This window comes from Micromonospora sp. WMMD1155 (genome assembly GCF_029581275.1).
Classification (GTDB): domain Bacteria; phylum Actinomycetota; class Actinomycetes; order Mycobacteriales; family Micromonosporaceae; genus Micromonospora.
Genome location: NZ_CP120742.1, coordinates 1,426,302 through 1,444,994 on the forward strand (window position 1 = coordinate 1,426,302; position 18,693 = coordinate 1,444,994).

Annotated in this window: 22 protein-coding genes; 10 read left to right on the top strand and 12 right to left on the bottom strand. The window is 72.0% G+C overall.

Annotation, left to right across the window (positions count from 1 at the left end):
• Nucleotides 1-26: 26 nt before the first annotated feature.
• The 4 genes from mnmA to O7617_RS06260 all read right to left on the bottom strand — a co-directional run bounded on the left by mnmA (nucleotide 27) and on the right by O7617_RS06260 (nucleotide 3,997).
• The gene (gene mnmA / locus O7617_RS06245) at nucleotides 27-1,100 is read right to left on the bottom strand and encodes a tRNA 2-thiouridine(34) synthase MnmA (RefSeq protein WP_282262120.1); all 1,074 of its coding nucleotides are present in this window, start codon (nucleotides 1,098-1,100) and stop codon (nucleotides 27-29) included.
• A 144-nt stretch (nucleotides 1,101-1,244) separates the two neighbouring features.
• Nucleotides 1,245-2,414 (bottom strand): cysteine desulfurase family protein, encoded by a 1,170-nt coding sequence (locus tag O7617_RS06250; protein ID WP_282262122.1) that lies wholly within the window; start codon nucleotides 2,412-2,414, stop codon nucleotides 1,245-1,247.
• A 102-nt stretch (nucleotides 2,415-2,516) separates the two neighbouring features.
• A complete protein-coding gene (locus O7617_RS06255) occupies nucleotides 2,517-3,170 on the bottom strand; it encodes a class F sortase (RefSeq protein WP_282262124.1) in 654 nt (217 codons plus the stop codon).
• Nucleotides 3,167-3,997: a DUF4397 domain-containing protein gene (locus tag O7617_RS06260; RefSeq protein ID WP_282262126.1), complete on the bottom strand. Its 831-nt coding sequence runs from the start codon at nucleotides 3,995-3,997 to the stop codon at nucleotides 3,167-3,169. Before O7617_RS06260 ends, O7617_RS06255 begins: the two co-directional genes overlap by 4 nt.
• A gap of 230 nt (nucleotides 3,998-4,227) precedes the next feature.
• Here O7617_RS06260 and O7617_RS06265 point away from each other — a divergent pair, with 230 nt between their 5' ends.
• Both O7617_RS06265 and O7617_RS06270 read left to right on the top strand, forming a co-directional pair.
• A complete protein-coding gene (locus tag O7617_RS06265) occupies nucleotides 4,228-4,830 on the top strand; it encodes a sigma-70 family RNA polymerase sigma factor (protein WP_282262128.1) in 603 nt (200 codons plus the stop codon).
• Nucleotides 4,784-5,593 (top strand): anti-sigma factor, encoded by an 810-nt coding sequence (locus O7617_RS06270; RefSeq protein ID WP_282262129.1) that lies wholly within the window; start codon nucleotides 4,784-4,786, stop codon nucleotides 5,591-5,593. The genes O7617_RS06265 and O7617_RS06270 overlap by 47 nt, the downstream gene beginning before the upstream one ends.
• 95 nt (nucleotides 5,594-5,688) lie before the next feature.
• Here the strand turns inward: O7617_RS06270 and O7617_RS06275 are convergent, their stop codons facing one another.
• The 4 genes from O7617_RS06275 to O7617_RS06290 form a co-directional block, all read right to left on the bottom strand.
• Nucleotides 5,689-6,648, bottom strand: coding sequence for an electron transfer flavoprotein subunit alpha/FixB family protein (locus O7617_RS06275; RefSeq protein ID WP_282262130.1), 960 nt, complete (start codon nucleotides 6,646-6,648; stop codon nucleotides 5,689-5,691).
• A gap of 14 nt (nucleotides 6,649-6,662) precedes the next feature.
• Nucleotides 6,663-7,442 carry an electron transfer flavoprotein subunit beta/FixA family protein gene (locus O7617_RS06280; RefSeq protein WP_282262131.1) on the bottom strand — a complete coding sequence of 260 codons (780 nt, stop codon included), beginning with the start codon at nucleotides 7,440-7,442 and terminating at the stop codon, nucleotides 6,663-6,665.
• Between the two features lie 189 nt (nucleotides 7,443-7,631).
• On the bottom strand, nucleotides 7,632-8,045 hold the full coding sequence (locus O7617_RS06285) for a hypothetical protein (RefSeq protein ID WP_282262132.1): 414 nt from the start codon (nucleotides 8,043-8,045) through the stop codon (nucleotides 7,632-7,634).
• Nucleotides 8,042-8,839, bottom strand: coding sequence for a GNAT family N-acetyltransferase (locus O7617_RS06290; protein ID WP_282262133.1), 798 nt, complete (start codon nucleotides 8,837-8,839; stop codon nucleotides 8,042-8,044). Before O7617_RS06290 ends, O7617_RS06285 begins: the two co-directional genes overlap by 4 nt.
• Nucleotides 8,840-8,881: 42 nt before the next feature.
• Here O7617_RS06290 and O7617_RS06295 point away from each other — a divergent pair, with 42 nt between their 5' ends.
• The 3 genes from O7617_RS06295 to O7617_RS06305 are packed head-to-tail and all read left to right on the top strand — an operon-like array spanning nucleotide 8,882 to nucleotide 10,020.
• Complete coding sequence (locus O7617_RS06295; RefSeq protein WP_282262135.1) at nucleotides 8,882-9,274, top strand: DUF202 domain-containing protein; 393 nt, start codon at nucleotides 8,882-8,884, stop codon at nucleotides 9,272-9,274.
• Entirely contained in the window at nucleotides 9,271-9,576 is a 306-nt protein-coding gene (locus tag O7617_RS06300) for a DUF202 domain-containing protein (protein WP_282262136.1), read from the top strand. Before O7617_RS06295 ends, O7617_RS06300 begins: the two co-directional genes overlap by 4 nt.
• 27 nt (nucleotides 9,577-9,603) lie before the next feature.
• Nucleotides 9,604-10,020 (top strand): PLD nuclease N-terminal domain-containing protein, encoded by a 417-nt coding sequence (locus O7617_RS06305; protein WP_282262137.1) that lies wholly within the window; start codon nucleotides 9,604-9,606, stop codon nucleotides 10,018-10,020.
• Nucleotides 10,021-10,067: 47 nt separating this feature from the next.
• Here O7617_RS06305 and O7617_RS06310 read toward each other — a convergent pair whose 3' ends face one another.
• The gene (locus O7617_RS06310; RefSeq protein WP_282262139.1) at nucleotides 10,068-11,690 is read right to left on the bottom strand and encodes an acetolactate synthase; all 1,623 of its coding nucleotides are present in this window, start codon (nucleotides 11,688-11,690) and stop codon (nucleotides 10,068-10,070) included.
• Nucleotides 11,691-11,775: 85 nt separating this feature from the next.
• Nucleotides 11,776-12,549 carry an enoyl-CoA hydratase-related protein gene (locus tag O7617_RS06315; protein WP_282262140.1) on the bottom strand — a complete coding sequence of 258 codons (774 nt, stop codon included), beginning with the start codon at nucleotides 12,547-12,549 and terminating at the stop codon, nucleotides 11,776-11,778.
• A gap of 98 nt (nucleotides 12,550-12,647) precedes the next feature.
• Here O7617_RS06315 and O7617_RS06320 point away from each other — a divergent pair, with 98 nt between their 5' ends.
• The 3 genes from O7617_RS06320 (at nucleotide 12,648) to O7617_RS06330 (ending at nucleotide 14,778) form a co-directional block, all read left to right on the top strand.
• The gene (locus O7617_RS06320; RefSeq protein WP_282262142.1) at nucleotides 12,648-13,127 is read left to right on the top strand and encodes a DUF6232 family protein; all 480 of its coding nucleotides are present in this window, start codon (nucleotides 12,648-12,650) and stop codon (nucleotides 13,125-13,127) included.
• 385 nt (nucleotides 13,128-13,512) lie between these two features.
• Complete coding sequence (locus O7617_RS06325) at nucleotides 13,513-13,995, top strand: DUF6232 family protein (RefSeq protein ID WP_282262143.1); 483 nt, start codon at nucleotides 13,513-13,515, stop codon at nucleotides 13,993-13,995.
• A 54-nt stretch (nucleotides 13,996-14,049) separates the two neighbouring features.
• Nucleotides 14,050-14,778: a hypothetical protein gene (locus O7617_RS06330; protein ID WP_282262144.1), complete on the top strand. Its 729-nt coding sequence runs from the start codon at nucleotides 14,050-14,052 to the stop codon at nucleotides 14,776-14,778.
• A gap of 9 nt (nucleotides 14,779-14,787) precedes the next feature.
• Here the strand turns inward: O7617_RS06330 and O7617_RS06335 are convergent, their stop codons facing one another.
• Together O7617_RS06335 and O7617_RS06340 are read right to left on the bottom strand one after the other, a co-directional pair.
• The gene (locus O7617_RS06335) at nucleotides 14,788-15,684 is read right to left on the bottom strand and encodes a ribokinase (protein ID WP_282262145.1); all 897 of its coding nucleotides are present in this window, start codon (nucleotides 15,682-15,684) and stop codon (nucleotides 14,788-14,790) included.
• A 24-nt stretch (nucleotides 15,685-15,708) separates the two neighbouring features.
• Nucleotides 15,709-16,536 carry an ABC transporter ATP-binding protein gene (locus O7617_RS06340; protein ID WP_282262147.1) on the bottom strand — a complete coding sequence of 276 codons (828 nt, stop codon included), beginning with the start codon at nucleotides 16,534-16,536 and terminating at the stop codon, nucleotides 15,709-15,711.
• A 131-nt stretch (nucleotides 16,537-16,667) separates the two neighbouring features.
• On the opposite strand from O7617_RS06340, the gene O7617_RS06345 reads away from it, so the two are divergent.
• Both O7617_RS06345 and O7617_RS06350 read left to right on the top strand, forming a co-directional pair.
• On the top strand, nucleotides 16,668-17,675 hold the full coding sequence (locus O7617_RS06345) for an ATP-binding cassette domain-containing protein (RefSeq protein ID WP_282262149.1): 1,008 nt from the start codon (nucleotides 16,668-16,670) through the stop codon (nucleotides 17,673-17,675).
• On the top strand, nucleotides 17,672-18,682 hold the full coding sequence (locus O7617_RS06350) for an ABC transporter permease subunit (protein ID WP_282262150.1): 1,011 nt from the start codon (nucleotides 17,672-17,674) through the stop codon (nucleotides 18,680-18,682). The genes O7617_RS06345 and O7617_RS06350 overlap by 4 nt, the downstream gene beginning before the upstream one ends.
• Nucleotides 18,683-18,693: the final 11 nt, after the last annotated feature.

The following is an 18,693-nucleotide window of genomic DNA, read 5'->3' on the forward strand; positions in this document are numbered from 1 at the left end:
ATCCCGCGAACACCCGGGCCGTGCGGTCAGCCGGTGATGGTCGCCGAGCCGAGGACCACGTCACCGGCCGGGTCCGGCCGGTACGCGACGAGGGCCTGACCGGCGGCGACGCCGCGTACCGGCCGACGCAGCTCGGCGTGCAGCAGATCACCGTCGAGGGCGACGGTGGCGGGCACCACGCTGCCGTGCGCGCGCAACTGCACCTCGCACTCCACCGGGGAGCCCGGAAGCGGGCCGCCGGTCCAGACCGGACGAACGGCACGGACCTCGGACACCTCCAGCGCCTCGGCGGGGCCGACGGTCACCGTGTTGGTCTTCGGCGTGATGGAGAGCACGTAGCGCGGCCGGCCGTCCGGGGCGGGCCGGTCCAGGTGCAGCCCGCGACGCTGCCCCACCGTGTACGCGTACGCGCCGGTGTGGGTGCCGACCACCGCGCCGGTGCTCGCGTCCACCACGTCGCCGGGCGCCTCGCCGAGCCGCCCGGCCAGGAAGCCACGGGTGTCGCCGTCGGCGATGAAGCAGATGTCGTGCGAGTCCGGCTTGTCGGCGACCGCCAGGCCACGCTCGGCGGCCTCCGCGCGGACCTGCGCCTTGGTCGAGTCGCCGAGCGGGAAGATCGACCGGTCGAGCTGCTCGCGGGTGAGCACGGCGAGGACGTACGACTGGTCCTTGGCCACGTCGACACTGCGCCGCAGCAGCCCGTCCGGGCCGAGCCGGGCGTGGTGCCCGGTGACCACCGCGTCGAAGCCCAGCGCCACCGCCCGGTCCAGCACCGCCGCGAACTTGATCTTCTCGTTGCAGCGCAGGCAGGGGTTCGGTGTGCGACCGGCGGCGTACTCGGCGACGAAGTCGTCCACCACGTCCTCGTGGAAGCGGTCGGCCATGTCCCACACGTAGAAGGGGATGCCGATCACGTCGGCGGCCCGGCGGGCGTCGCGGGAGTCTTCCAGGGTGCAGCAGCCGCGCGCCCCGGTCCGATAGGTCTGTGGGTTGCGGGCCAGCGCCAGGTGCACGCCCGTCACGTCGTGCCCGGCCGCCACCGCCCGCGCCGCCGCCACGGCCGAGTCAACCCCGCCCGACATCGCCGCCAGAACCCGCACCTACGAACTCCCTCCACCCCACCCGAACGCCCCCAACCTTATCCACCACCCTGCCATCCCCGTCGATCATGGAGTTGTGGTGCCCGGAGACGACGAAAAGGCGCCTTTTGTCACCCGGCACAAGGTGGTCGACCCGTGAAGGGTTTAGCGGGGGGTGCGGGGGGCGGCGGCTCGGCGGGCTCGCTCGACTGCTGCCGGGAGGGCCGCCACGACGGCGTCGACGTCGGCCTGGGTGCTGGTGTGGCCCAGGGAGAAGCGCAGCGAGGAGCGGGCGCGGTCGTCGTCGGCGCCCATCGCCAGGAGCACGTGCGACGGCTGGGCCACCCCGGCCGAGCAGGCCGACCCCGTCGAGCAGGCGATCCCCTGCGCGTCGAGCAACAGGAGCAGGGCGTCGCCCTCGGAGCCAGGGAAGGAGAAGTGCGCGTTGCCGGGCAGCCGGTCGACCGGGTCACCGTTGTAGATCACCTCGGGTACCGCCCGGCGCACCCGCTCGATCAGGTCGTCGCGGAGGGCGGCCACCCGGGCCGCGTACTCCTGCTGGCCCTTGACGGCGGCCTCGACGGCGACCGCGAAGGCGACGATGCCGGCGGTGTCGAGGGTGCCGGAGCGGATGTCCCGTTCCTGCCCGCCACCGTGCAGCAGCGGCGTGGCCGCCACGTCCCGGCCGAGCAGCAGCGCGCCCACCCCGGCCGGGCCGCCCAGCTTGTGCCCGGTGACGGTCAGCGCGGCCACCCCGCTGGCGGCGAAGTCGACGGGCACCTGACCGACCGCCTGGATGGCGTCGGTGTGGAACGGCACACCGTACTCGGCGGCGACGGCGGCCAGCTCGGCGACCGGCTGGAGGGTGCCCACCTCGTTGTTCGCCCACATCGCGGTGACCACCGCCACCCGGTCGGCGTGCGCGGCCAATTCGGCGCGCAGGTCCTCCGGGTCGAGCCGGCCGACGGCGTCCACCGGCAGCAGGCCGACCTCGGCACCCTCGTGCTGCGCCAACCAGTCGACCGCGTCCAGCACGGCGTGGTGCTCGACGGCGCTGGAGACCACCCGGCGGCGGTCGGCGTCCCGCCGAGCCCAGAAGACGCCCTTGACCGCGAGGTTGTCGCTCTCGGTGCCACCGCCGGTGAAGATCACCTCGGAGGGCCGTGCACCCAGCACCGCGGCCACCCGCTCGCGTGACTCCTCGACCCGGCGACGGGCACGGCGACCCGCCGCGTGCAGGGAGGACGCGTTGCCAACCTCGCGGGCGGTAGCGACGTACGCCTCCAGTGCCTCGTCGAGCATCGGAGTCGTCGCCGCGTGATCCAGGTAAGCCATCACCGTCCAGCGTACGGCCGACACGTCGGGAGCCGGATGCCGGAGGGGCTTCACGTCACGTGCCGGGGTGGGACTCACCACCCCGGCACGTGGTGGGCCTCGTCAGGCGGGTACCGCGGTGACGACGATGTTGTCCCGGTACCTGCGGGCCTCGGCGTCGAACGGTCCACCGCACGTGATCAGGGTCAGCCGCGGTTTGCCGTCGCGGGCGAAGTACCGGTCGAGGGGGATCCTGGTCTTGGCGTACTCCTCCCGGGCGACGACCCGGTACCGCCGGGCCTCGCCGTCACTGCCGGTCGCGGTCACCGTGTCGCCCTGGTCCAGCTCCCGGAGCCGGAAGAACGCACCCCTGCCCTGCTCGGCGCTGTCCACGTGACCGGCGATGACCACCGATCCGGCCGCCGCCTCCAGGCCGGGGCCGTGGCGGTACCAGCCGATCCGGTCGACGCTCGGCGGCACCTCGAACTCGTCGGTCCGCTCGTTGATGCCGACCGCGTCGACGGTGGCGGTGACGCCGATCTCCGGGATCACCAGCCGTACCGGTCGGACGACCTCCGCTTCGGCGGGCAGCTCACCGGCGGTCACCGGGACCGACGGGCCGGTGGCGACGGGCGGTGGGGTGTCGGCGAGGGCTGTCGCCTCGTCGGCGCCCACGTTCGCCGCCGGCTGCGAGCCGCACGCCACCAGGGCGGCGACGGTGAGCGCGGCAACGCCGGCGGCCACTGCCGCCAGCGCGCCGCGGTTGCGCACCGTCACTTGCGACCGGTCCGTGCGGTGGCCATCCGCACCCCACCACCGAGCAGCAGGAGTACGCCGGCACCGGTGAGCACGTACCACCAGGTCTGCACGCCCGTGCCGGCCTGCCCACCGTCACCGCTCGGCACACCGCCGGGGGCGGAGTGCAGGCCGGAGATGGTCTGTGCCACCACACCGAGCGTCTTGCCCTCGGCGGAGCCGATCGCGTAGACGATCGTGGCGGTGCCCTCCTTGAGGTTGAGGTCCGCCGGGCCGATCGCCACGGTCTCGGTGCCGGCCAGCACCACGTCCGCCTGCACACCGCCGGCGTCGACGTCGGCCTTGGCCTCGTTCGGGTTGGTGAGGTCCTCGAAGACCGGGGTGCCACCGGCGCGTACGTCGACCGCCGGGGCGGCGGCGGTGTGCCGGACGACGAGCCGGGCCTTGCCGGCACCGACCTTCGAGACGTCGTTCACGAACGGCGTGATCTTCGGCTGACCGGCGGCGTCGAGGTGGGCCGCGATGCTGATGTTCGCCCCGCCGGGCACCGCCGCGTCGTCGGCCTTGAGGATCGCGCTGCCGATCGGCTCGCCGGGCTTGGTGAGCGCGATGTCGTAGTCGCCCTCCTCCAGGTTCAGCGGGCCGGCGACGTCACCGGGCTTGAAGTTCTCCAGCGTCTTCTCGCCGTTGACGTAGACGTCGACGGGGGTGTCCGGGATGCCGTGCACGACGGAGACCTTCGACGTGGCGGCGTACGCGGGGGTGGCGGTGAACGCGCCGACACCGGCGAACGTCAACGCGGCGACCGCGCCACCCGCGGCTACCCGACGGACGTACGAGAGCTGCATGTCTGCCTCCTGGTGATAACTGCTGATTCGTCAGGCCTGGCTTGCAGAACGGGTTACGCCGGCTCTCCGACGGGCGGATGCGCCGGATGCGCACTTTTCTTTTTCGGCGGCGCCCGCATCCGGGCGGGGCTCCGGGAACGAAGAGCTGGTGAGATGACATCGACCGGGAGAGTGGGGCGGAGACTGTGGCAGCTACAGTCGGGCATGCCCCATCGAAGGCGAGCCGCCCGATGACGGCCCCCCGACAGGAACCGGACCCTCCGGTGGACGACCTCGACCTGCGCTTCCGCGACGGCGACGAGGGGGCGCTGCGCGAGGCGTACGACAGGTACGGCCGCGCCGTGCACCACCTGGCCACCTCCATGCTGGCCAACCGCACCGACGCCGAGGACGTCACCCAGGCGACGTTCGTCGCCGCCTGGCTGGGTCGCGACACCTTCGACCCGGCGAAGGGGTCGCTGGTCGGGTGGCTGCTCGGCATCGGCCGCCGCAAGGTGATCGACCGGATGCGCGCCTCGGCCCGGGAGACCCGGGTGGTGGAGACCGTGCGGCAACTACCCGAGCCGACCTCCACCGAGCCGGACCCGGACCGGGTGGTGGACCGGCTGGTGATCGCCGACGAGCTGGCCCGCCTCCCGGACGACCAGCGGCGCATGTTGGAGTTGGCCTTCTACGACGACCTGACACACCAGCAGATAGCCACGATGACCGGAGTGCCGTTGGGCACCGTCAAGAGCCACATCCGGCGCGGCATGGCGAGCTTGAAACGCAGATGGGAGGTGGACGGTGCAGCACCTGGACCACGACCGGCTGGTCTTTCTGGCGCTCGGTGAGAGCGAGGCGGACAACGGGGAGAGCACCCACCTCGACACCTGCGCGCACTGTCGTGCGGAGCTGGCCACCCTCGAACGGGTGGCGGGGCTCGGCACCGAGACGCAGGGCCTCGCCGACCTGCCCGACCCGCCGGAGCACGTCTGGCAGGGCGTCATCGCCCAGGTCGAGGCCGCGGAAGCCGGGGCGTCACCGACCGGGTCCGGTCGCCGGCAGGTGCCCGCGCAAGCCGATGCCACCAGCGTCGAGAGGGTCGACGACACGACCACCGGGGCGACGGTCACCCGGTTGGATCCGACGCGCCGGTCCCGCCGGGGCTCCGGCTGGTCGCGGTGGGCGGCCACCGCGGTGACCGCGGCGGCGGCCGCGGCGGTCGGTGTGGTGGGCACGGTCTCCGTGCTCCGGCCGGACGACCCGACGCCCGCTCCACCGCAGGTGGTGGTGGCGAGTGCGCCACTGGCGGCGTACGGATCGACGCCACCGGCGGCCACGGGAGACGCGCGGGTTCTCCAGAACGGCCAACTGCATCTGCATGTGGCGAATCTCCCGCGCGTCCCTGGGTACTACGAGGTCTGGCTCATCAATCCGACGACGATGGAGATGTTCTCGGTGGGGACCCTGGGAGGCGGTTCGGATGCGCTGTTGCCGCTGCCTCCGAACGTCGACCTCGCGAGTTACTCGGTTGTCGACGTGTCCGCCGAGCAGTACGACAACAACACCCGCCACTCCGGCGACAGCCTGTTGAGGGGCACCCTGACGGGCTGATCGGTGGGCCGGTTCAGCTCCCCGGCCCGCCGATCAGCTCCCACAATGGAAGTGGCCGCCCGTCGCGACGGGCGGCCACTTCCGTGGTGACCGGGTCACTTGCGCTTGCGGATCTCCTCGGCGGCCTGCGGGACGATCTTGAACAGGTCGCCCACCACGCCGAAGTCGGCCAGCTCGAAGATCGGCGCCTCGCCGTCCTTGTTGACCGCGACGATGGTCTTCGAGGTCTGCATGCCGGCCCGGTGCTGGATGGCGCCGGAGATGCCGAGCGCCACGTAGAGCTGCGGGGAGACCGTCTTGCCGGTCTGGCCCACCTGGAACTGGTGCGGGTAGAAGCCGGAGTCGACCGCCGCGCGGGACGCGCCGACGGCACCGCCGAGCAGGTCGGCCAACTCCTCGACCAGCTTGAAGTTGTCGGCGTTGCCGACACCGCGACCGCCGGAGACGACCACGCCGGCCTCGGTCAGCTCGGGGCGGGAGCCCTTCTGCTCGGCGACCCGCTCGACGACCTTCGCGAGCTTGTCGGTGTCGGTGACCGACACGGTGAGCTGCTCGATCGTCGGGGTGGCCGCCGCCGGAGCGGGGGTGACCGAGTTGGGTCGTACGGTGACCAGCGGCAGACCCTTGGTGACCTTGGCCTTGACGATGGTGGAGCCGGCGAAGGCGACCTGCGTGGCGGTGCCGTCGGCGTCCAGACCGACCACGTCGGTCAGGATGCCGTTGTCCAGCTTGACGGCGAGCCGGGCGGCGATCTCCTTGCCCTCTTGGGCGGAGGCCAGCAGCACGGCGGCCGGCTGCACCCGCTTGACCAGTTCGGCCAGCACGGTGGCCTTGGGGGCCACCAGGTAGCCGTCGATGTCGTCACCCTCGGCGGCGTAGATCTTCTCCGCGCCGTACTCGCCCAGCTTGCCGCTCAGCGCCTCGGCGGCGCCGGCACCGCCGAGCACCACCGCGCTCGGGGTACCCAGCTCGCGGGCGAGGGTGAGCATCTCCAGGGTGACCTTCTTGACGCCGAATTCCTTGGTGGCTTCGACGACGACGAGAACCTCAGACATGTCCAGACCCGCTCTCACACGAACTTCTCGGTGGCGAGGAACTCGACCAGCTTGACGCCGCCCTCGCCCTCATCGGTGATCTTGGCTCCGCCGGAACGCGGCGGGCGCTTGGTGTGCTCGACGACGGCGCTGGTGGCACCGTCGAAGCCCACCTCGGCGGGCGCGACACCGAGGTCGGCCAGCGCGAGCGTCTGAACCGGCTTCTTCTTCGCGGCCATGATGCCCTTGAAAGAGGGGTAGCGCGGCTCGTTGATCGTGTCCCAGACGGAGACCACGGCCGGGGTGGAGGCGGTGACGACCTCGTACCCCTCCTCGGTCTGCCGCTCGACGGTCAGCGTCGCGCCGTCGACGGTGAGCTTACGGGCGCCGGTGAGCGCCGCGACGCCCAGCCGCTCGGCGATCATGTGCGGCATGACCTGGACCCGACCGTCGGTGGACTCGGCACCGCAGATGACCAGGTCGGCATCGAGCTGACCGAGGGCGGCGGCGAGCACCTTGGAGGTGGCGACGGCACAGGAGCCGTGCAGGGCGTCGTCCAGCACGTGCACGGCCTTGTCCGGACCCATGGAGAGCGCCTTGCGGATCGACTCGGTCGCCCGGTCCGGACCCATGGTCAGGATGGTGACCTCGCCGCCATGGGCCTCCTTGATCTTCAAGGCCTCCTCGATGGCGTACTCGTCCATCTCGTTGATCACGTTGTTCGCCGAACCGCGGTCGACGGTGTTGTCGTCATTGCGCAGGTTGCGGTCCGCGCCCGAATCAGGCACCTGCTTGACGAGTACGACGATATTCATCGCGCTTCGACGACCCTCCTGTGTGGTGTTGCGATTCGCTCGCCCGGTATGGGGCGCAGCGTCGCGCGTCGGTCGACGCCAGGTCAACCGCGGGCTGCTGTGCGGTTTCCCACGAGGCAATGTTACCTGCCAGTAGGTTGCGCTCCCGAGGGGCACGGAGTGACACAGCTCACCGACGGCGGGGGGCGGTCAGGCCGGCTCGGCCAGCGCAACCCTGATCTGGTCGATGGCGGCCGCCTCGGCGGGCGCGACCCCGTCGTGCGCCCGGGCCACCCGGTCCGCCGCGGCCAACACCACCGACCGGTACGCCTCCACGTCCGGCGGCGACTTCTCGCGCAGGATCAGCACCGCCTCCCGCAACGCCGGCAGCACCACCGACTCGATCTCCAACTGCGAGTCCCGGGGAAGCCGCGGCAACGGGCCGGTGGTCAGCGCCTCCTTGACGGCACCACTGGCGTCGGCGAGCGCGCCGGACGCCGCGATGCTCTCCCGGATCACCCCCAGCACCCCCGGATCGGCGTTGGAGACCAGGAAGACGGCACCGAAGGCACCGGTCTTGATGATCAGGCGCTCCTCGTCCGTCAACCGCTGCTCCATGATCACGGAGTGTAGACGTACGGGGTGGTGGTGGTGACCGCGACGAGGCCGAGCCGCTGGAGGATCGGCCGGCTGTCCTCGGAACAGTCGACCTGCATGAGCGTCCGCCCCCGCTGCTCGGCCAGCCGGGCCCGGTAGTTGACCAACGCCCGGTAGATGCCCTTGCGCCGCCACTGCGGCAACGTCGAGCCACCCCACATCGTGGCGAAGCCGGTGTTCGCCGGGAACCGCACCCAGCCGGCGCTCACCACCGTCCCGTCCGCCTCGGCGACCACCACGGTGATCGAGGTCGGGTCGGCGTCGATCTCCTTGGCCAGACCCGTCACGAGGTGCGAGCGGTCCTCCTGCCAGACCTCCTCCTCCATGGCGGCGATCCGCTCCAGGTCCTCCCGGGACGTCACCTCACGCAGGCGTACCCCCTCGGGGACGACCGGCAGCGCGGCGGCCAACGGGGCGACCGGCCCGACCACGACGGTCTCCCGGTCCTCCGGCACGAAGCCGGCGGCGCGCAGGCGGTCCGCCAGGTCGGCCGGTTCGTCGTGTTCGTTGAGCTTCCACTCGACCGACTGGCCACGCTCACGGAACAGTCGCACCTGCCGGCCGATCAGCTCGTCCAGCGCGTCACCGGTCAGCCCGCCCAGGTCGCGATAGGTGAGGAACCCGCCGGCGTCGAGCCCGATGATGCGGACCAGCGGCCCGTCCCGCTCAACGGTCACCCCGGCCGGAACCGGGTCGGGGATCTCCGGGCGGAGCTGGTTGTCGTAGGCGTCGCGCAGCGTCATCACGTCGAGATCAGTCACCGGCCCAGGCTAAGCGGCATGGGAAGCGGATAATCTCCCACTGTGTGGGAGGCGATCAGACGATGGTTCGACCCGGCGGAGCTGCGCTCGGTCGGTGAGACGCCCGACTACCGGTTCTCCCTGGCCAACGAGCGAACCTTCCTCGCCTGGCTGCGCACCGGGCTGGCGCTGGTGGGCGGCGGGTTGGCCGCTGCACAGTTCCTGCCGCCCCTCGCGATGAGTCACCTGCGGGAGGCGATCGCGGTGACGCTGCTGCTGCTCGGCGGGCTGGTCGCGATCCGCGCCGTGGACCACTGGGCGCGTACCGAACGGGCCATCCGCCTCGGTGAGGAGCTGCCCGCGTCGCGCTTCCCCGCCGTCCTCGCCATCGCCGTGGGCGCCGGGGCGGTGCTGCTCGTCGTGGCCGTCCTGACCCGGGCCGTCGGCGGGCGGTGAGCACCGGACGCGATCCGGGGCTGCAACCGGAGCGGACCCGACTGGCCTGGCGGCGCACCCTGCTCACGGTCACGGTGGTGACCGCGCTCGCCATCCGGCTGGCGTCGACCGGAGGCCGGGCCGGGGCGCTGGTCGCCGGCGTCACGGTGCTGGTGTGGGGCGCTCTGCTGGTGCTCTGCTGGCCCCGCGCGACAGGCACCGGGGCGGCCCGCACCGGCGGCCGGACACTACCGCTGGTCGCCTTCGGCACCGTGGGGCTCGCCCTACTGGGAGTGCTGCTGGTGCTCCGCGGACTGGGGTGACGGGAAACGGTGCGCCATGATGGGGGTATGGCCCGGCTTGGCGTACTCCTCTTCCTGGTGCAGATCGTCCTCGCGGTCTGCGCGCTGATCAGCTGTCTCTCCGCCGAGGAGGGGCAGATCCGTGCCCTGCCCCGGATCGCCTGGGTGCTGATCATCTTGTTCTTCCCGCTGATCGGCTCGATCGCCTGGTTCATCGTCGGCCGCGAGCCCGGCTCCGGCGCCCGCAAGGGCTGGCTGGGTGGCACCGGCTCGCCCGAACGGCAGCGCCCCCGGCCGGTCGCGCCGGACGACGACCCGGAGTTCCTGCGTTCCGTGCAGGAGCGCGCCAAGGAACAGGACGAGGAGCTCTTCCGCCGCTGGGAGGAGGACCTGCGTCGGCGCGAGGACGACCTGCGCCGCCGCGACGGCGAGCCGCCCCGCGAGGGTGACCGGCCGGAGGTGTGAGCGCGCCGCCGTCGCCCCCCAGGAGCGACGGCGGCGGCAGGTGCGACTCAGGCCAGGTTCGACGACCGGGGGTACGCGTCGGTCGGGTCGGTGAGCACGTTGACCAGGTACGGCACTCCGGAGTCGAACGCCCGCTGGAGCGCCGGACCGAGATCGGCGGCCTTGGCGACCGTCTCCCCCGCACCGCCGAGCGCGCTGACCACCGTGTCGTAGCGCAGCTCCGGCTGGAGGTCGGCGGCCACGTCGTAGCCGTACATGGCGCGCATCGGGTGCTTCTCCAACCCCCAGATGCCGTTGTTGCCGACGACGATCACCACCGGCAGCTTCTGGCGGACCAGTGACTCGACGTCCATCAGCGAGAAGCCGGCCGCGCCGTCACCCATCAGTACGCAGATCTGCCGGTCCGGGTGACTGACCCGGGCCCCCATCGCGTAACCCATGCCGGTGCCCAGGCAGCCGTACGGACCCGGGTCCAGCCAGGTGCCGGGCTGCGACGGCTCCAGGTACCGCCCGGCGTACGACACGAAGTCGCCGCCGTCGCCGATGGTGATCGCGTCCGGGGCCAGCACCCGACGAAGCTCGCCGTAGATCCGCGCCGGGCGGATCGGGTCGGTCTCGGCGGCCATCTCGGCGGCGTCCCGCGCCTTCGCCGCGTCCTCGGCGACGCGCAGGTCGGCGATCCAGTCGGAGTGGTCGGTCCGGTCGCCGGCGTGGTCGGCCAGCGCGGAGAGGATCAGGCGCAGGTCGCCGGCGGGGGCTGCGGCCGGCTGCACGTGCGTCGCCCGCTGGCTGGGCGCGTCGACGATGTGCACCACCTTGGCGTCGCCGAAGTCACCGAAGCTGAGGCGGAAGTCCAGCGGGGTGCCCACCACCACGACCACGTCGGCGCCGGAGAGCGCGGCCCGGCGGGCCTTGGCGAACGCGAGCGGGTGCTCCGGCGGGAGCGAGCCGCGACCCATCCCGTTGGTGAAGACCGGGACCTGCAGCGCCTCGGCCGCCTCGCGCAGCGCGGCGACCGCGTCGCCCGCGTACACGTCGGAGCCGGCGATGATGACCGGTCGCTGTGCCCCGGCGATGAGCAGGGCGGCGCGGCCGACCTCCTCCGGGTCCGGCGCGACCGGGTCGACGCCGGTCGCGGCGGGCAGCTCGGCCTCGGCCACCGAGAAGACCGTCTCGAGCGGGAAGTCGAGGAAGGCCGGGCCGCGGTGCGGGGTGAGCGCGGCGGTGAGTGCCGCACCCACCGCACGCGGGATGTCGTCGGTGCTGAACACCGTCTCGGCGTGCTTGGTGACCGGGGCGACCAGCGGCAGGTGGTCCATCTCCTGCAGGCTGCCGGAGCCCCAGCGGAACGCGGGCGCGCGGCCACCGAGCACCAGCACCGGGGAGGCGTTGAAGAACGCGCTCGTCATGCCGGAGATGCCGTTGGTGACACCGGGCCCGGCGGTGAGCACGGCGAGACCGGGGCGACGCTGCAGCTTGGCGACCGCCTCGGCGGCGAAGACCGCGGACTGTTCGTGCCGGACGTCGTAGATCGGGAAGTCGGTCTTGTACGCGGCGTCGTACAGCGGGAAGACGTGCCCTCCGGAGAGGGTGAACATCTCCCGTACGCCGTGCGCGCGTAGGGCCGCGAGCGCCAACTCGCCGCCGTGACCCTCGATCCGCTCCGTCATTCGCCGCTCCCCTTCGTTCCTCATGACCGAGGCCCCACGCTACTGGCCGGTAGGAACAATGTGAACCGTTCTCGGCTAAGCCGTGTCAGCGGCCGGTGAAGTCCGGCTTGCGCTTCTCCACGAAGGCCGACATGCCCTCCCGCCGGTCGTCGGTGGCGAACAGCGCCGCGAAGAGCTGGCTCTCCCAGGCAAGGCCCGAGTTGAGGTCCATGTCCAGGCCGCCGTCGACAGCCAGCTTCGCCGCGCGCAGCGCCTGCACCGGGCCGGTCAGGTACGGCTTCACGTAGGCGACCGCGGCGTCGTAGACCTCGGCTGCCGGGACCACCCGGTCGGCCAGGCCGATCCGCAGCGCCTCCTCGGCGTCGACCATCCGACCCGTCATGATCAGATCCTTGGCGCGGGCCGGGCCGACCAGGCGGGCCAGCCGCTGGGTGCCGCCGGCGCCCGGGATGATGCCGAGCTTGATCTCCGGCTGGCCGAGCTTCGCGTCGTCGGCCACGATCCGCCAGTCACAGGCCAGCGCCAGCTCGCAGCCGCCACCGAGGGCGTACCCGGTGATCGCGGCCACCACCGGCTTCGGGATCCGGGCGATCGCACCGAGAGCGCTGGACAGGTTCGCCGCCCGGTCCGCCATGTCGACATAGGACATCTCGGCCATCTGCTTGATGTCCGCACCGGCGGCGAAGACCTTCTCCCCGCCGTACACGATGACGGCGCGGACCTCGGGGTCGTCGGTGGCGGCCGTCGCGGCGGCGCGCAACTCCTCCTGCACCTGGGTGTTGAGCGCGTTCATCGGCGGCCGCTCCAGCCGGATCGTGCCGATGCCGTCAGTGGTCTCCAGCCGAACGAACTCGCCCACGCTGCCCTCACTTCCTCGTCGAAGTCGCGTGCCAACCTTACGACCCGGCTCGTTTGGGTAAGTAGTGTGGTGTCAGCCCCGTGGGCGGGAGTCCAGCCATGACGACGTACTACGACGACAGGTCGGTGCAGGTCACCTCCACCACCGTCCGGGTCGATGGCCGCAGCTACGCGCTGTCCGACATCAGCATGATCTGGCACCGCCGCGGCACCCGTTCCTGGCGCGTGCTCGCCGGGCGGGGCGCGATCGGTGCGGCGCTCGCCGGTCCGCTGGTCGCGGCGGTGCTCGGCATCGGCGTGGCGGTCTGGCTGCACCGCTCCCCCACCGTGACGATCGCGATCGTCGGCGCGTCGGTGCTGGTCGGCCTGGCCGTCGGGCCCGTAGCCGACTTCCTCTTCGAACATCTGGACCGCTCGTACGCCCGGGGCAGCCGCCAACTGGAGATCTGGGCCCGTTGGCGGGGCCAGCCGGTCCGTCTGCTGCGGACGGGTGACGCGCTGCGCTTCGGGCAGATCTACCGTGCCCTGCAGCGCGCCGTCGAGCACAGCCAACCGGCCCGCCCCGGCGCCCGTCGCTAGCCGTCGCGGCCCGACCTGGGCGGCGGGCGGCGGGCGGCGGGCGCAGTGTTCGTCCGGTGCCTATGGAGCTGATATCACAAACGAATCAGACCGGGCCCACAGCGCCACAGCGCCACGGCGCCGCAGCGCCCCGCCGCGACACGGCGACAGACGCCGCCGGCCACGACCAGGAAGGACCCCGGCGCCACGACATGGCGGCGCGGCGACACGGCGCGATGACACAGCGATGCCGTCACACGTGATGTCGCAAACGATTCAGCTCCATAGGACCATCGCGACATCAGCTCCACCCGCCCGACGACGTACGGCGAATCCGGGGCGGGCGAGGGCCGAGTGCCGGCCGCCGAGCCGGGCGGAAGTTGCCCTCCGGTGGTTAGGCTTAGTGATGACCCTCTATTACCGGGACGACGCGGTGCAGGTCACGTCCGAGTCGATCCGGGCTGGCGGTCACGTGATCGCCCTGTCCGACGTGACGTTCGTCTGGCACGCACGGGGGCAGAAGAGCCTCGCCGTACGCGGCCGGGTGCTGGGTCGCGGTGTCCTGGTCCTGCTGCTCTCGCTGCCGCCGCTTGTCGCCATGGTCTGCGTGTTGTCGCTGGCCTGGTCGGCGCAGGACCGGGGCAACTGGCAACTGGCGCTGATCATTCTGGCGGCCTGCGCGGTGGGGGCCCTGGTGTCGCTGCCGTTCCTGGAGATCCCCCTGGGCTGGCTGGACCGCTCCTACGAGCGCGGCAGCCATGTGCACGAATTGTGGGTGCAGCACCACGGTCGGGAGGATCTGCTCCTGCGCACCCCGGACGCGCTACGGTTCGGCCAGATCTACCGGGCCGTGCAGCGTGCCGTCGAACAGCAGGGCGACCACCGGTGACCGTCGGCGTCGCCCACCCGGCGGTTGCGGCCCGGCCGACGCACACTTGATCCCATGGCGATTCCCCTCCCCACCCCGACCGCCGTGGTCGGCCTGACCCGTTCCGCTCTCGACCAGGCGCTCGGCTCGGCCGCCTCGTTCGCCGCCGTGCCCGCCCGCGCGTTCGCGGTGCTGGACGGGGTGGAGGCGCTGCTGGCCCGGATCAACGGCGTGGTCGACCGGATCGAGACGACGCTGGACCGCACCGACCAGGTGCTCACCGACGCCGAGGCGGCCGTCCGTGAGGTGGCCGTGATCAGCGCCGCCGCGACCACCGCCATCGACACCGCCACCGAGGTGGCGTCGGCAGCCGCGGTCGTGGTTCAGGAGGCCGACACCGTCGCCCGGATGGCCGGCACGGTGGTCGCCGACGCCGAGGCGGTGGCCGGCCGGGCTGCGGTGACGGTAGGCACCGCGACGGAGGCGGCGGCCACGGCGGCCGAGCTGCTGGCAGCGTACGAGCCGGCGCTCCGGCGGGCCGCGCCGATGACCGAACGGTTCGTCGAACAGCTCAGTCACGAGGAGATCACCGCCGCGATCCACCTGATCGACGAGCTGCCCAAGCTCAAACAGCACCTGACGGCGGACATCCTGCCGATCCTGGCCACCCTCGACCGGGTCGGGCCCGACCTGCACGATCTGCTCGACGTGACCCGTGACCTCAAGCTCGCCGTGGCCGGCATCCCCGGGCTGGGCATGCTGCGCCGACGCGGGGAGAAGCTCAGCGACGACGACGCCGGTTGAGCCCTCGGTTCAGGCCGGCTCGTACAGCTCGTCGATCTCGGCGCGCTGCGGAAGCGCCACCGAGGCACCGAGCTTGCGTACGCAGGCGGCACCGGCCGCCGACGCCCAGCGCACCGCGTCGACCAGGTCGCGTCCCTCGCCCCAGCCGACGGCCAGCGCGGCGGTGAACGCGTCACCCGCTGCGGTGGAGTCGACGACGTCGACGCGGACAGCCGGCACGTGCACCTCGACGCCGTCCCGGTCGACGTACCAGGCGCCCTCTCCACCGAGGGTGAGTACGGCCCGGGGAGTCAGGTCCAGCAGCGCCCGGGGTTCTTCCCGACCTCGACCGGCGAGCGTGCGCGCCTCGCCCTCGTTGACGACCAGCAGGTCCACCGACGCGAGCAGCTCGGGCGGGAGATCGCGGGCCGGGGCGGCGTTGAGGATGACCCGGGTGCCGGCGGCGCGGGCGGCCACCGCGGCGGCCGTCACCGTCGACACCGGGATCTCCAGTTGGGCGACGAGGACGTCCGCCGCGCTCACCGTGGCCAGCTCGTCCTCGGTGAGACCGGTCAACGCGTCGTTCGCGCCGGGGGTCACCATGATGGCGTTCTCGCCCTGGGCGTTCACCATCACCAATGCCACGCCGGAGGTGCCGTAGACCACCCGTAGTTGGCTGGTGTCCACCCCGGCCGCCGTGATGCGGGCCTTGAGGGTGACGCCGAAGGCGTCCGAGCCGATCGCGCCGAGGAAGGCACAGGACGCGCCGGCCCGGGCCGCGGCGACGGCCTGGTTGGCGCCCTTACCGCCGGGCACCATCATGAAGTCGGTGCCGAGCATGGTCTCGCCCAGTCTCGGCAACGCCGGCGCCATCGCGACCAGGTCCATGTTGGCGCTGCCCACCACGGCGACGCGGGTCTGCGGCACTGTCGTCTCCGCCCTGACCGTCGCTCAGGCGGCCCGAGCGGTGTAGCGGTCGCCGGAACGCTCGACCACCAGCGGCAGGCCGAAGGTCTTGGAGAGGTTGTCGCCGGTCAGCGTCTCGGCGAGCAGGCCCTGGGCGACCACGCCACCCTCCCGCAGCAGCAGCGCGTGGGTGAACCCCGGCGGGATCTCCTCGACGTGGTGGGTGACCAGCACCATCGCCGGGGCGTCCGGGTCGTACGCCAGCTCGGCCAGTCGGGCGACCAGGTCCTCCCGACCACCCAGGTCGAGCCCGGCGGCGGGCTCGTCGAGCAGCAGCAGCTCCGGGTCGGTCATCAGGGCACGGGCGATCTGCACCCGCTTGCGCTCCCCCTCGGAGAGGGTGCCGTACCGGCGTTCGGCGAGCCCGCCGACGCCGAGCTGGCTCAGCAGTGCCCGCGCCCGCGCCTCGTCGCCGCGGTCGTAGTTCTCCCGCCAGCGGCCGACGACCGACCAGGCGGCGGTCACCACCACGTCGCTGACCTGTTCGTCGGCGGGCAGCCGTTCGGCGATCGCGGCGGTGGTGAGCCCGATGCGGGTACGCAGCTCGTTGACGTCGGTGCGGCCGATCCGCTCGCCGAGCACGTGCGCGACACCGGTGGTGGGGTGCAGTCGGCCGGCGGCGAGGTTGAGCAGTGTCGTCTTGCCCGCGCCGTTGGAACCGAGCACGACCCACCGCTCGTCCAGCTCGACACGCCAGGTCAGGTCCTGCAGGAGGGCGGTGCCGGAGCGGCGTACGCCGACGCTGTCGAGGCTGACCACCAGATCCGGGTCGACGGGGGCGCCGGCAGCGCCGGGGAGCAGGTCACCAGTCACCGCTCCATCCAACCACGCAACGACGAGGCGCCCCCCACGGGCGGCGCCCCGGCCATAGGGTGATGCACCGTGTCGTTGCTCACCAAGACCGAAGGACCACTCATGCCCCGCCGAGGTACGGAGCCGCGCGGATGAGCGCGGCCATCGAGATCGAGGGTCTGCGCAAGACCTTCCACACCCTGCGCAACGGCCGACGGGTGGCGGTGGACGGGTTCGACCTGCTGGTCGAGGAGGGCCAGATCCACGGCTTCCTGGGCCCCAACGGGTCCGGCAAGACCACCACCCTGCGCGCCCTGCTCGGGCTGGTACGCGCCGACAGCGGGCGGATGACGGTGCTGGGTGCGCCGTCGCCCGAGTCGCTGCCCGGAGTGGCCGGGCAGGTCGGCGCCATCGTGGAGAGTCCGCAGTTCTTCGGCAACTTCACCGGTTACCGCACCCTGCGGTTGTTGGCGCGTGCCGGCGGGATGCCGGTCTCGCGGGTGGATGAGGCGCTGGACCTGGTGGGCCTGCGCGACCGGGGCGACGAGCGGGTGAAGGGCTACTCGCTGGGCATGAAGCAGCGCCTCGCGGTCGCGTCCGCGCTGCTGAAGGACCCACGGTTGCTCATCCTGGATGAGCCGGCGAACGGGCTGGACCCGGCGGGCATCCGGGAGATGCGGGACCTGATGCGGTCGCTGGCGGCGGCCGGGGTGACAGTGCTGGTGTCCAGTCACATCCTGGGTGAGATCCAGCTGATCTGCGACCACGTCACGATCATTTCGCACGGGCGTCGGGTCGCTGCCGGCCGGGTCGACGAGGTGCTGGCGGGTTACGACCGGCACGAGTTCCTGGTGCGGGTGGCCGAGGCCGAACGCGCTGTCGAGCTGCTGCACGCGGCCGGGCTGACGGCGGCCGTCGACGGCGAGACGCTGGTGGTGAGCGGGGTGAGTGACCCGACGGTGGTCAGCCGGACGCTCGGCGAGCAGGGCCTGTGGGTGGGCGAGCTGACCCCGCTGCGGCCGGATCTGGAGAGTGTCTTCCTGGAGTTGACGGGCGCGTACGAGCATCCGTCGGTGCCCCGCCAGGTCGACGACTCGCACCTGCCGTACACCGACCAGGGTGGCGCGGTGATCGACATCGATCGGGGAGTGGACGCGTGAACCTGGTCCGTGCAGAGGTGGAGCGACTGTCGGCCCGTCGCTTCGTGCAGCTCATGGTCGTCCTGCTGGCGTTCGCCTTCGCGGTCACGGCGGCGACCACGCTGGCTGGTTCGCACAAGCCCAACGCGGAAGAGTTGAACTCGGCGCGGGCTCAGGCCGTCGAGGCGCGGCAGGCGATGGACCTGGCTCACCAGCAGTGCCTGGCGCGACAGAACGGCACGCTTCCGCAGGCCGACATGGGCCAGTACTTCCCTCAGGACTGCTCGGAGATCGACCCGATCCGGCAGGATCGGCTGCCGATCGCCGCGGACTTCCTGCCGGGGGTGTTCAGCTTCGCCAAGCAGGCGCTGCCGCTGCTCTATTTCCTCATCGCGTTCCTGGTGCTGTTCGGGTTCCTGGTCGGTGCCTCCTACATCGGCGCCGACCTGAACTCCGGTGGCGTGGTGAACCTGCTGCTCTGGCGACCACGCCGGTTGACGGTGCTGGCGACCAAGTTGGGCACCCTGCTCGGCACGGTGCTGGTCCTGGCCGTGATCGCGTCGGTGGCCTACCTCGGCACGTTCTGGGTGATCGGGCAGACCGCCGGGCTACCCGGCCGGCTGACCGGTGAGTTCTGGCGTTCGCTCGGCGCGGTGCATGTCCGTGGCCTGGTGCTGGTGCTGTTGGCCTCCGCGCTGGGCTTCGCGATCGCGACCCTGGGTCGGCACACGTCGGCGGCGCTGGGGGCGGCCGCCGCGTACCTGGTGGTGTGGGAGTTGGGCGGCCGTCTGATCCTGGAGATCGTCGACGCCCGACGACCGGACCGGTTCATGCTCTCCAGCCACATCCAGGCCTGGCTCACCGCCAAGGCGGATTTCTGGGACACCTGCCCCGGCAGTTCGGGCACCGCGTACTGCGATGGCTCCTACAGCCTGACCTGGGGGCCGTCCCTGGTGGTGTTGCTCGCGCTCACCGGTGGGCTGACCGCGGCGGCGTTCGCCGTGTTCCGTCGTCGTGACCTGATCTGAGTCGAGTCCGT

Excerpts from the sequence above, each read along its gene's own strand:
- O7617_RS06250 (WP_282262122.1), bottom strand. The coding sequence starts at position 2,414 with ATGGCTTACCTGGATCACGCGGCGACGACTCCGATGCTCGACGAGGCA.
- O7617_RS06260 (WP_282262126.1), bottom strand. The coding sequence starts at position 3,997 with ATGCAGCTCTCGTACGTCCGTCGGGTAGCCGCGGGTGGCGCGGTCGCC.
- O7617_RS06265 (WP_282262128.1), top strand. The coding sequence starts at position 4,228 with ATGACGGCCCCCCGACAGGAACCGGACCCTCCGGTGGACGACCTCGAC.
- O7617_RS06275 (WP_282262130.1), bottom strand. The coding sequence starts at position 6,648 with ATGTCTGAGGTTCTCGTCGTCGTCGAAGCCACCAAGGAATTCGGCGTC.
- O7617_RS06280 (WP_282262131.1), bottom strand. The coding sequence starts at position 7,442 with ATGAATATCGTCGTACTCGTCAAGCAGGTGCCTGATTCGGGCGCGGAC.
- O7617_RS06305 (WP_282262137.1), top strand. The coding sequence starts at position 9,604 with ATGGCCCGGCTTGGCGTACTCCTCTTCCTGGTGCAGATCGTCCTCGCG.
- O7617_RS06310 (WP_282262139.1), bottom strand. The coding sequence starts at position 11,690 with ATGACGGAGCGGATCGAGGGTCACGGCGGCGAGTTGGCGCTCGCGGCC.
- O7617_RS06320 (WP_282262142.1), top strand. The coding sequence starts at position 12,648 with ATGACGACGTACTACGACGACAGGTCGGTGCAGGTCACCTCCACCACC.
- O7617_RS06325 (WP_282262143.1), top strand. The coding sequence starts at position 13,513 with ATGACCCTCTATTACCGGGACGACGCGGTGCAGGTCACGTCCGAGTCG.
- O7617_RS06330 (WP_282262144.1), top strand. The coding sequence starts at position 14,050 with ATGGCGATTCCCCTCCCCACCCCGACCGCCGTGGTCGGCCTGACCCGT.
- O7617_RS06345 (WP_282262149.1), top strand. The coding sequence starts at position 16,668 with ATGAGCGCGGCCATCGAGATCGAGGGTCTGCGCAAGACCTTCCACACC.